Origin of the sequence: Collinsella aerofaciens (genome assembly GCF_015558785.1) — a bacterium.
GTDB lineage: Bacteria > Actinomycetota > Coriobacteriia > Coriobacteriales > Coriobacteriaceae > Collinsella > Collinsella aerofaciens_P.
Window position 1 is genome coordinate 185861 of record NZ_JADMOP010000002.1, and the last position, 11065, is coordinate 196925.

The 11065-nt window shown below is 60.2% G+C and carries 12 protein-coding genes; all 12 read left to right on the top strand.

The annotated features are described in order from the left end of the window. The first annotated feature begins 113 nt into the window (after positions 1-113). The 12 genes from I2G40_RS01920 (at position 114) to I2G40_RS09810 (ending at position 11043) form a co-directional block, all read left to right on the top strand. Complete coding sequence (locus I2G40_RS01920; protein WP_195544011.1) at positions 114-965, top strand: type III pantothenate kinase; 852 nt, start codon at positions 114-116, stop codon at positions 963-965. Positions 966-1051: 86 nt separating this feature from the next. Then, positions 1052-1576: a deoxycytidylate deaminase gene (locus I2G40_RS01925; protein ID WP_195544012.1), complete on the top strand. Its 525-nt coding sequence runs from the start codon at positions 1052-1054 to the stop codon at positions 1574-1576. Between the two features lie 175 nt (positions 1577-1751). After that, positions 1752-2030, top strand: a complete 279-nt coding sequence (locus I2G40_RS01930; RefSeq protein WP_117847995.1) for a NifU family protein — start codon at positions 1752-1754, stop codon at positions 2028-2030. A 109-nt stretch (positions 2031-2139) separates the two neighbouring features. Next, positions 2140-2961: a prolipoprotein diacylglyceryl transferase gene (gene lgt / locus I2G40_RS01935; RefSeq protein WP_195544013.1), complete on the top strand. Its 822-nt coding sequence runs from the start codon at positions 2140-2142 to the stop codon at positions 2959-2961. A 135-nt stretch (positions 2962-3096) separates the two neighbouring features. Continuing rightward, positions 3097-5280: a DUF6020 family protein gene (locus I2G40_RS01940; protein WP_324252555.1), complete on the top strand. Its 2184-nt coding sequence runs from the start codon at positions 3097-3099 to the stop codon at positions 5278-5280. 164 nt (positions 5281-5444) lie between these two features. Then, positions 5445-6251, top strand: coding sequence for a YebC/PmpR family DNA-binding transcriptional regulator (locus tag I2G40_RS01945; RefSeq protein ID WP_006234926.1), 807 nt, complete (start codon positions 5445-5447; stop codon positions 6249-6251). Between the two features lie 166 nt (positions 6252-6417). Beyond that, a complete protein-coding gene (locus I2G40_RS01950) occupies positions 6418-6963 on the top strand; it encodes an Asp23/Gls24 family envelope stress response protein (RefSeq protein ID WP_040358981.1) in 546 nt (181 codons plus the stop codon). Next, complete coding sequence (locus I2G40_RS01955) at positions 6956-7333, top strand: DUF2273 domain-containing protein (protein ID WP_270225787.1); 378 nt, start codon at positions 6956-6958, stop codon at positions 7331-7333. The genes I2G40_RS01950 and I2G40_RS01955 overlap by 8 nt, the downstream gene beginning before the upstream one ends. A gap of 44 nt (positions 7334-7377) precedes the next feature. Beyond that, on the top strand, positions 7378-7899 hold the full coding sequence (locus tag I2G40_RS01960; protein ID WP_195544014.1) for an Asp23/Gls24 family envelope stress response protein: 522 nt from the start codon (positions 7378-7380) through the stop codon (positions 7897-7899). A gap of 208 nt (positions 7900-8107) precedes the next feature. Further along, positions 8108-9130 (top strand): YitT family protein, encoded by a 1023-nt coding sequence (locus I2G40_RS01965; RefSeq protein WP_195544015.1) that lies wholly within the window; start codon positions 8108-8110, stop codon positions 9128-9130. 149 nt (positions 9131-9279) lie between these two features. Continuing rightward, positions 9280-10638 (top strand): zinc-ribbon domain-containing protein, encoded by a 1359-nt coding sequence (locus tag I2G40_RS01970; RefSeq protein WP_195544016.1) that lies wholly within the window; start codon positions 9280-9282, stop codon positions 10636-10638. 195 nt (positions 10639-10833) lie between these two features. Then, positions 10834-11043 carry a zinc-ribbon domain-containing protein gene (locus tag I2G40_RS09810; protein WP_195544017.1) on the top strand — a complete coding sequence of 70 codons (210 nt, stop codon included), beginning with the start codon at positions 10834-10836 and terminating at the stop codon, positions 11041-11043. The last annotated feature ends 22 nt before the right edge of the window (positions 11044-11065 follow it).

An 11065-nucleotide genomic window follows, 5' to 3' on the forward strand; every position in this document is an offset into this window, starting at 1 on the left:
GCTCGCGCACGACCGCGCATCAGTATAGCCGCAAGGTAGTCAATTTGGGACGGGGCTTTTTAGCTGGTTTAGGTAGGCGATATACTGCTGGGCAGACGAAAGGAGCGCCGACGATGCTTAATGGCTGCGCATACATATTGACGGGTGACGTGGGCAACACGTTCATTCGCTTTGGTCTGTTTGCCGAGGATTCGGCCGCGGCACAGGAATGCCCGCTTGCGACGTGCGAGATCACGACGCCGTCGAGCATCACGGCCGACGAAGCGCGCATGCGACTTGTGCAGGTTATGGGCGCACTGGCAGCCGATGCAGGCATGCCGGGCGCGCTCGTTCCCGCAGCCGCAGTGCTGAGTTGCGTGGTGCCGGCGCTCGAGCGCCCATGGAAGGCAGCGCTTTCCCGCACTTGCACGGGGCGCGTGCTCACCGTGGGGCCGGGCCTCAAGACCGGTATGCCCGTGCATTACGACGATCCGGCAGAGATCGGTCCCGACCGCATCGCCGACGCCGTGGCGGCCCGTGCCGTCTACGGCTCTCCGTGCATCGTGATCGACCTGGGCACTACGACCAATATCGAGGTCATCGATGCGCACGGAACCTTTGTCGGCGGCGTCATCGCGCCGGGTCTGGCACTTGGCGCCCGCTCGCTTTCGGCCGCTGCGGCGCGCCTTCCGCAGGTCGAGCCCTCGGCACCCACGCATGTGATCGGTCGCAACACGCGCGAGGCCATGCGCTCGGGTGTGGTTTTGGGCGAGGTAGCCCGTATCGACGGCATGCTCGACATGGTGCTTGCCGAGATGCGCTCGACCAAGGCGGCGGGCGAGGGCAGCGTGCCCATCGTCATCACCGGCGACGATGCCGAGGCGCTAGCGGCGTTGGTCGGCCACAGCCTGACGGTAGACGACGCACTGACGCTGCGGGGTCTCGCCGAGCTGTACCGCATCAACCAAAAGCCTCGTCACGCATAAAGCCGAGGACGTCGGCGGGAGAGGAAACAGCCCACCTTTCACCTGCTACAATGGGTCAAACTAGTGCGATTTCGGAGGTGTCTGCCATGTCGGACGATCTTCATCAAACCACGTCGGGCAAGCGCCGCGACGTTATTAGCTGGGACGAGTTCTTTATGAGCGTGGCCATCGCCGCGCAGCGCCGCAGCAAGGATCCCAATACGCAGGTGGGCGCGTGCATCGCTAGCACCAACCACCGTATCCTTTCGGTGGGCTACAACGGCACGCCCTCGGCACTCAATGACGACTTTTTCCCGTGGGGCACGAGCGATGACCCGCTGCAGGACAAGCATAACTACGTAGTCCATGCCGAGGCCAACGCCGTGCTCAACTACCGCGGCTCGCTCAAAGACCTTGAGGGTTCCACGGTCTACGTCACGCTGTTCCCGTGCCACGACTGCGCCAAGATCCTGGCGCAGGTGGGCGTGGGCGAGGTTGTCTACCTGGACAATAAGTACGCCGACACCGACGACGGCTGCATCAGTCGCCGCATTCTCGACTCCTGCGGCATCAGCTACCGCCAGGTTATCGTCGATGTCCACATCGGCACCGGGGAACAAACTCAGCAGTAGCGGCAGCGTGTGCTAGCGCCGGGCGTCGGCAAAAGCAGCTAAAAAGCCCCGTCCCAAATTGACTGCTCGTGAAAGTCGTGTCCGCGCGCATGGACGGCTCGTGAGCGGGTACATGGCTGTAGTAACATAGCTCTGTCCGCGGGCGCGCCCGCGTTATTGTGAGAAAGGAGCCCCTGTGGCTGTTAACGAAGAGCTGCTTAAGAAGGTTCTTGAGGAGATCCGCCCCAACCTGCAGGCTGACGGCGGCGATATGGAGTATGTGGGCGTCGACGACGAGGGCGTCGTCCAGCTTGAGCTTCAGGGTGCCTGCGCCGGCTGCCCTATGAGCGCACTGACCCTGTCCATGGGTATCGAGCGTATTCTCAAGGAGCACGTACCCGGCGTTACCCGTGTCGAGCAGGTCAATGCCTCCGGCGAGACCGAGGACCTGTACGACGAGTACGCGCCGTTCTAAGATGCGAAAGCTGCGGACGGCGTACTCCGCATAGACGTTACGCCCAAATATGCGGCTGCGAACGCAAGGCCCGCGGCCGCATTTGTATGTAGGGAGCAAGGGGACCGATATGCTCAACGACCTCTACCATATGCTTGATCCCGTCGCGATTTCGGCGGGGCCCATCACCATCTACTGGTACGGCTTGGCCTACGTGGTCGGCGCTCTGCTCACGGCGGTCGTCATGTATCGCACGCAGCGTCGCTGGGGTTTCGACATTACGGTCGACGACCTGACGAGCGTCGTGGTCGGTGTGGTCTTTGGCCTTATCATTGGCGCCCGCCTGTTCTACGTCATCTTTTACGGTGATGGCTACTACTGGGCGCATCCGCTCGAGATCTTCGCCACCAACGAAGGCGGCATGAGTTTCCACGGCGGCCTGGTGGGCGGCATCATCGGTGGCGTGCTCGTGTGCCGTATGTACAAGCTCGATGCCTGGACTATCGCCGACCTTGCCGTTATCGGTGCTCCGCTGGCCCTGTGCCTGGGGCGCTGCGCCAACTTTGTCAACGGCGAGCTGTGGGGCAAGCCGACCGATTTGCCCTGGGGCGTGATCTTCGGCGGCGCCGCGGGCGATATGCCGCGCCATCCCTCCCAGCTCTACGAGGCATTTCTTGAGGGCATCGTGCTCTTTTGCATTCTGCAGGTGCTCAGCCGCAAAAAGCCGCTACTGCCCCAAGGCACGTTTATGGGCGTGTTTGTGATGGGTTACGGCATCGTCCGCTTCCTCATTGAGTTTGTGCGCGTGCCCGATGCCCAGCTGGGCTATCTGCTTGGCGGCGTCATCACCATGGGCCAGCTGCTGAGCCTGCCGCTCGTAATCGCGGGCCTGGCGCTCATCATCTTTGCTCGTCGCCGCAACCGGCCCCAGCGCATCTACCTCGACGCCTAACTACCACAAAGGGGACAGGCACCTTTGTGGTGATTCGCTGGGCAACGATGACAGAACCGTAACGTTTCCCCAGATAAAACCTGCCAAAATAAACCTGTCCCTTTTTGGCAGGTTTCTAGAAAGGCTCTTTGGACTGTGAAGGATTCCGATCTCTCCACAACGGCTGCGCGCGACGCTGCCCGCATCGTCTGGTTTAAGCGCTACCCCGCCAAGCAGACGCTCATCGCATTTTTGCTCGCGCTGTTGGCGACCACGGCGTTTTCCATCGATCCCGCCCCGGTGTCGAGCAACGCAGTCTTGGCGATTGACCCCAAAGCCTCGGGCATGCTGTACGTGTGCTACGAGGTGCTCCTCTCGTTTGCCGGCCATACCGACGCGGTCATGTTGCTTGCACTTGCCTGCCTGCTCACCTTGCCGTTTCGCTACGTGTTCTTTGGCCGTGGCGACACCTGGCGTCCATCGATCATTCTGCCGTCGCTGTTCTTCGCCATCTGCATGGTGTTCGGCCGCAGCTACGATCTCACCGACTCGGCCGAGATTGTCCTTGGCGACAAAGCCCGCATCATCTGCGCCTGGATTGGCGGCGCGGGCTGGATGCTCTTGGCGGTCGTTGCCTTCTACCTTGCCTTTGAGTGTCTAGATTGGCTGAGCTCTCGGCGCATTCCGTTTTCCGAAGCGCACTTTGGCCGCGTATGGCGTGTGACTCACGCCGCGCTCTCGGCCCATCCCTTTGCCGGGCCCTTCCTGGTGCTTATGATCGCCTGGGCGCCCACGCTCATCGCTTCGCTGCCCGGTCTTTTTATGGGAGATACGGGTGCGCAGATTCGCCAGTGGTTCAACTACCCCAACGGCACGAGTGACTACCTGCGTCTGCTCAATCCCAATGTGTTGCTCAACGGACATCACCCCGTGGTGCACACGGCTATCATCGGTTCGTGCGTCCAGCTGGGGCTTTCACTGTTCAACAGCGCTAACGCGGGCCTCATCATCTATACCTGCGCTCAATTTGTCATCACGGCCGCCTGCATGGCCTATTCCATTTCGTCGCTGCGCAAACTGGGCGTGAGCCTGCCGGTTCGCGGTGCGATCCTGCTGTTCTTTGCGTTTATGCCGATGTTCTCTAACTATGCGGCGTTGCTCACCAAAGACGTGCTCTTTGCCGACGCGTTTTTAGTGCTGTTGGTGCAGACCGTGAAGCTCGTGGCCTGCGGCCTGCCCCGTCGCGATGCCAATGTCGAGCGTGCGGGCGAACGGAGGCCCGTGCTCTTTGCGCGCCACGACTGGCTGCTGCTCGCTCTGGGCGCCATGGGTTCCACGTTTCTGCGCAACGGCGGCCTGGTGTTTCCCCTGGCGACATGCGTAATCGCGGCGGCGTTTTGCGCCTGGGATGTACATGTCGCTCGTCGTGCGGCTAAGCAGATGGGCACCACGGTCTCATGTGCCACGCCGCGCTTCCGCTGGGTCGGCGTGCTCGCAGTACTTGCGCTCTGCCTTGCCTCTAATATGTACTTCACCAAGGTCTTTATGCCGGCGCACGATATCACGCCTGGTTCCAAGCGCGAAATCCTCTCAATTCCGTTCCAGCAGACGGCTCGTTTCGTCCAAAAGCACGACGGCCTCAACTCGGGCGTCAACCCCACGGTTAAGGAGGACGGCGCCATCGTGGAGGCTCCTTGCGACGGTTCGGTGACCGACGAAGAGCGTGCCGTGATCGATCGCGTACTCAAGTACGAGAACCTGGGCCGCCGCTACAACCCCGACAAGTCCGATGCCGTCAAGAACTGCTTTAACGAGTACGCCTCGCAGGAGGACATCAAGGCCTATTTTGAGGTGTGGGCCCAGATGTTCAAAAAGGATCCCGAGTGCTATATCTCGGCGCTCATCAATAACTACTACGGTTATTTTTATCCGAGCGCGCGCGATGCCTGGGTTTACAGCACGGCGCGTAGTGCCGAGATCATGGCGCGTCCCGACAACCTCAAGTACTTCGACTTCCATCCGGTTGACAGCAACGTGGTGCGCTGGTGTGACCATCTGATCAACCTATACCGTGTGGCGGTGCAGCGTGTTCCCTTTATCTCACTCACCATGAGCTCGGCCACCTATGTGTGGATCATGATCGCCGTGGTGGTCTACCTGCTGCGTCGTCATTCATGGCGTGCGCTGGCGATCTGGGTGCCGCTGTTGGGCGTGCTCGCCGTGTGCCTGATTGGCCCGTGCAACGGCTCGACTTACATGCGCTACCTGTATCCGGTCATCGCCTGCATGCCCTTCGCCATCGGCGCCACCGTCACCCGCAGCGACTTCCTCTGGTTCTAACTTGGTGCATTGAGGTCAGGTTTCTTTGCACCAAAGGGGCCATCATCACGACGCCTTCATTTTGGGGTTTATCTCGCAGGCCAGTAGGTATATCATAACGACGTTTGTTTATATTGCCCGAGCATCTGCGCTGGGCTTTAGGTCGAAACCGATAGGAGACACGTATGTCCGGACACTCTAAGTGGGCCACAACCAAGCATCGTAAGGGCGCGCAGGACGCCAAGCGTTCCGCCCTCTTCTCCAAGCTCAGCCGCAACATCACCGTTGCTGCCCGTCTCGGCGGTGACCCGCTGCCCGAGAACAACGCCAGCCTCGCCGCTGCCGTTGCCAAGGCCAAGGCTCAGTCCATGCCTAAGGACAAGATCAAGTCCGCTATCGATAAGGCTTTTGGCTCGGGCGCTGACGCCGCCGTCTACGAGAACATCGTGTACGAGGGCTACGGTCCCGCCGGTGTCGCCGTCTACGTCGACTGCCTGACCGACAACCGCAACCGTACCGCCGCTGATGTCCGTTCCGCCTTCTCCCACGCTGGTGGCAACCTGGGCACCTCCGGCTCCGTCGCCTTCCAGTTTGAGCGCAAGGGCCAGATTGTCGTCGCCAAGGAGATCCTGGACGAGAACGCCAAGAAGGAGACCATGATCGCCAACGGTGCTGCCGGCGACGAGGATGAGTTTATGATGGCGATCGCCGAGGCCGGTGGCGAGGACTACGAGGACGCCGGCGAGGAGTGGATCGTCTGGACTACTGCCAACGAGGTCATGGCTGTCTCCAAGGCGCTCGAGGAGCAGGGCGTCCAGGTCAAGGGCTCCGAGACCACCATGGTCCCGACCACCCCGACCGAGGTCTCCGGCGCCGACGCCAAGAAGGTTCAGCGCCTCATCGACCGTCTTGAGGAGCTCGACGACGTCCAGGATGTTTACAGCACCATGGACATGACCGACGAGGTCATCGCTGCCCTCGAGGAGGAGTAGCGCCCGCACGGGTTAAGCCGTGCATATCTGGGCATAATGAAGCGAGCATGCAAGTCTCGTGGAATAGATGAGCCGGATCCGCGTGCGTAGAGCACCGGACCCGGCTCTTTTATAATGATGCGAACCGTTTTGCATTTCGAGAGCCGAGATTTGAAGGGAGCGCCACGTGCGCGTACTCAAACGAGCCCTAGCGATCGTGTATCTTGCCGCCGCCATCGTGGCGCTGGGTACGCTTGTCTGCCAGTTTTGGGGGCCGTATACGTATCGCTTTATGCTGCTGATGCGCGACCCCATGCCGCGCATTGTCGTGACGGCATGCGGCGGAGTTGTGGCGATTGGCGTGCTGGTAAGCTTCTTCCGCCTGATGTTTGCTCGTCGCGAGCCGTCCTGCGTGCATCCGGCGGGGGAGCGCAATATCGAGGTTACGCTCGCGGCGCTTTCTTCGTGCGCCAGGGCTGCTGCCGAGCGCGACGATCGCGTGATGATCGAGCATGTCGAGGCCCGCGTCCAAGGTTCCGACGATTCGCACGTCCGTTTTAAGGTCGAGGCTATCGCGCTTGACGATAAGGACGTGGCATCTCTGGCTACCGCGATGCAGCAGCGCATCGAGGAAGCTTGCGACACCATGCTCGGCACGCCGGGTACGACCACGCGCGTCCGTTTTTTGCCGTCCAAGACTACCGTCCAGACCGTGGAGGTTTCCGGTGAGTGATACCAATCAAGATAAGACCGCTCGTACGCCGCGCCTGACGATTGACCAGAGCGCCACACCGGCGAGCGAACCTTTTGATTCCAAAGCAGAGGCAACCGAGTTACAAGACGCGGCAGCCGTGGATTTTGACGAGGCTATGGGTCTCATCAAGGGTACGGGCGCTGCCATCTGGAGCTATGCTGTGCGTCATCCCAACACCACGCTCGGTGCCGTCGCTGGCTTTATCCTCGCCGTGTTGGTGCTCACACTCGGCCTGTGGGACACGCTCGTCATCGCATTCTTCGTGCTGATCGGCGCTGTGATCGGCCAAATTCGCGACGGCGAAAACGGGATCGTCAACTTCTTCGGCCGTCTGTTTAGCGGCCGCTAATATGTATTCGACTGTCGCATCTGCGGCAGGCATAAGGAGGAACCATGGCTTTTAATACGAAGGTCGATGTGGCCGATACCGAGCTCGAGGCAGACGAGACCGTCACCGCCGAGGCCGAGGACGTAACGCTCGAGGACGAGGCGCTCGTCGAGGCCGAGCCCGCCGATGATGCGGGCGAGGATGATGAGGAAACGGACGAGTCCGAGGACTCGCTGACCTATTCCAACGGCGTGATCGAGAAGATCGTTGCCATGGCCACCTGCGAGGTTCCGCACGTTCTGGGCATGAAGGGTAACCTCATGCATTTTGTGCAGGAGCAGTTTGGTGCCGAGAATCTGACCAAGGGCGTGACGGTCGAGGTCACCGATGACAATCGCGTGGTCGTCAACATCTCCGTCATTATCGAGTACGGCGCCTATGCGCCCGCGATCTTTGACGATGTCAAGGCGCGTGTCACCGAGCGCCTTGCCGCGATGACCGGCCTTGAGGTGGCGGGCGTCAACCTGCGCATCGAGGACGTCATCACCCCCGAGGAGTACGAGCACCGCACCAGCCAGCACGAGTAACCTTCCAAAAAGGGACAGGTTTGTTTTGGCAGGTTTTATCTGCGAAAACGTTAAACGGCCGACCGCGCAAGCAAAAGCGTGGCCGGCCGTTATTTGTATGCCCCCCGATGTAGGCATACCGCTCGTCTAACTAGGGGTTGCAATCGTCGCGTTCCGCGTTACCCTAATGGGCGCATTGTTTCCAAATTGTTAACGAGGAGTTGCCGTAATGCCCGACGAGCACGAAACAGAAAGCAAGGCATGGGCGATTGAGGCCGCCGCGGCAGAGGCGGCATCGCGTGCTGCCGAGGAGATGCATCGTCCTCCCGTGGTGCCGATGGAGCGCGTGGTTGATCGCACCGATATCGAACGTGGCGAGCGCGCCGGCCGCAAGCGCAGCCAGGAGCCAGGCTTTCCGCGCTTTTTTGCCGAGCTCAATCTGGGCTTGATCCTCACGGCCTTTGCCATCGTGGCCTTTAAAACCCCCAATCACTTTGCCTTCGGCGGCACCTCGGGCGTGTCGGTCATTCTTTCCACGCTGTTCCCGACTCTGCCCGTCGGCGTCTTTATGTGGATTATCAACGCGGTCCTGGTCATCCTGGGTTTTATCTTTTTGGAGCGCAAGGCAATCCTTTGGAGCGTCTTTGCCTCGTTTGCGCTTTCGGCCTACGTCTCGCTGTTTGAGCTCTTCATTCCGACGGATGTTTCGATGACGGGCGATATGTGGCTCGACCTGTGTTTTGCCGTCATCTTGCCGGCGCTGGGCAGTGCCATTGTCTTTGACATTGGCGCCTCGACGGGCGGCACCGACATCCTTGCCATGATTCTCAAACGCCGCACGACGCTTGAGATCGGCCGTGCCCTGTTGCTGGTCGATATCGGCATCGTGACCATCGCGGCTTTCCTGTATGGCCCGCGCGTCGGTCTGTACTGCGTGCTCGGTCTGTTTGCCAAGACGCTTGTGGTCGACAAGGCTATCGAGAGCATTCACCTTCGTAAGGTCTGCACGATCATTTGCTCCGAGCCCCTTAAAGTCGAGGAGTTTATCGTCAAGCATCTCAACCGCACGGCAACGATCAGCCGTGGCTACGGCGCTTTCTCGGGCAAGTGCGTCACGGTGATCATGAGCGTGCTGAGCCGTCGCGAGGCAGTGCAACTGCGCCGCTATGCCCGCGAGATTGACCCTGGCGCCTTCATCACCATCGTCGATAGCTCCGAAATCGTCGGCAAGGGCTTCCGCGGCACGAACTAGCCCGGTCGTACCCTTCGAATCATTGAATAAACCGGCTACGTTGCAAATCGGTCATCTTGCGGTATTTGTCCCCACATTGGGCGATAATGATGCCAAAGACATCGTTTGCGATCCAGGTGATTCGCTCTAGATACGAAGGGATGATTTCGATGTTCTGTTCGCAGTGTGGCGCCCCCATGGGCGATAACGACAAGTTCTGCGGCGTGTGCGGTGCCCCTAATACCGAGGTTAAGGCCGCCGGTCCCGCTCCGCAAGCTCAACCTCAGCCGCAGGGTCAGCCGTTTGCCCAGCCGCAGCCGCAGCCGTTCGTTGCGCCCCAGCCGGCTATGAACGCGCCCAAGGGTTGTATGGCTCAGGCCTTCAACGACATGCTTAAGGTTCCCGGCGCCTTGGTTCGCGTATGCCAAATCGCCTTTTTGCCGGCGCTGATCTGTGTTGTCTCGGTGCTGGTGCTGTTTATCCCCGTTATCGGCGGTATCGCAGCGGCCATTGGCTTTTTGCTCGCGTACGTGGCAAGCGTGTGCGGCGCGGGCTTTGCCATCGAGTGGGGTCGTGACCTGTCGCTCAAGGATGATAACGGCATGGAGCGTCCGCTGCTGCGCTCGACCTCGTTTGGATTGGGCATTTTCTCGTCTGTCATTACCGGTGTGCTCGAGTTCGTGGCCATTATTCCGGTGATTGGCGTGGTGTTCTCGGCTATCGAGAGCGTCGTGATCGGTGCCGTCGGCTCGTACTATTACTCCGGTTCGAGCGGTCTCGAGGCCGCACTCTTCGGCTCGATGGGCCTGCTCGTCTTTGCCATGATCGTGTCGGTGGTACTGGGCATCTTCTTTAAGATGTTTGGTGATGCTGCCGTGATGCACTTTGCCGTCGTCGGGCGCGTGGAGAGCGCGTTCTCGCTTGAGAAGGTTTGGAAGTCCTATAAGGCCAACCTGGGCAAGTTGTTCTGCGCATCGATTCTCCCCGAGTTTTTGACGGGCATCGTGTCGCACATCATCACGTGGATCTTCACCGCCATCTTCGGCGCCATTGCTACGTTTGGTATGTATAGCTATTACTATCGCCCCACGGGTCTTGAGGCAATCATCGAGGGCGGCGGCATCACGCTCATTCTGTTCTTGATGATCATTGCCTTTGTCACGGTGTTCCTGACTGTGTTTGGCAAGATGCTCAAGTATCGCGCCGTTGGCTATTGGGCGGCACGTCATGCCAGCGAGTGGGCCGATGAGGATGCCGACGATGTCCTGACGTTTGTGCTCCCGGGTGAGAAGAAGCCTGCTCCTGCGGGGTTCAATCCCACGGCCGCCACTGGTGCTGCCCCTGCGCCTGCCCCGGCACCTGCGCCTGCCCCTGCCCCGGCACCCGCGCCTGCACCTGCTCCGGCACCTGCCCCTGAACCCGTACCGGCGCCCGAGGCGACGCCTGCGGAACCCGATTGGAATGCCGTTGCCACGCCGGCGGATGAGCCGGGCGATAATCCTGCTGCCGAAAACAATCAAACCGAATAGTCGGTCGAGGCGCCCTGGGCAACTGAGCCCGGGGTGCCTTTTTCTACTGCGAAAGCAAGAAAATGCCCGGGAAAACGATTGCAGCAAAATTTCTCGGAAATTGGTCAATGTTGCGCAACAACGTCGCGGCTATTGTTGAGAACATAGTCATGTAAGGTTTGAAGGCGTGCAACGCCTTAGGAAAAGGAAAAGCTTATGTTCTGTCCCACTTGTGGTTCTCCCATTTCGGATGATGCCAAATTCTGCCCCGTCTGCGGTTCTGCCGTCGGTGCCGCTTCCGCTGCTCCTGCTCCGCAGCCCGCGCCACAGCCTGCACCTCAGCCCCAGCCTGCTCCGCAGCCCACGCAGATTGGATTGGCAACACCTATTTGGACGATTCCGGGAGGGACAGCCCCGCCTCCCTGAACTCGACCGGAGACATGTAGCC

Coding starts and splice junctions, on each gene's coding strand:
- I2G40_RS01920 (WP_195544011.1), top strand. CDS start 114: ATGCTTAATGGCTGCGCATACATATTGACGGGTGACGTGGGCAACACG.
- I2G40_RS01925 (WP_195544012.1), top strand. CDS start 1,052: ATGTCGGACGATCTTCATCAAACCACGTCGGGCAAGCGCCGCGACGTT.
- lgt (WP_195544013.1), top strand. CDS start 2,140: ATGCTCAACGACCTCTACCATATGCTTGATCCCGTCGCGATTTCGGCG.
- I2G40_RS01945 (WP_006234926.1), top strand. CDS start 5,445: ATGTCCGGACACTCTAAGTGGGCCACAACCAAGCATCGTAAGGGCGCG.
- I2G40_RS01960 (WP_195544014.1), top strand. CDS start 7,378: ATGGCTTTTAATACGAAGGTCGATGTGGCCGATACCGAGCTCGAGGCA.
- I2G40_RS01965 (WP_195544015.1), top strand. CDS start 8,108: ATGCCCGACGAGCACGAAACAGAAAGCAAGGCATGGGCGATTGAGGCC.
- I2G40_RS01970 (WP_195544016.1), top strand. CDS start 9,280: ATGTTCTGTTCGCAGTGTGGCGCCCCCATGGGCGATAACGACAAGTTC.
- I2G40_RS09810 (WP_195544017.1), top strand. CDS start 10,834: ATGTTCTGTCCCACTTGTGGTTCTCCCATTTCGGATGATGCCAAATTC.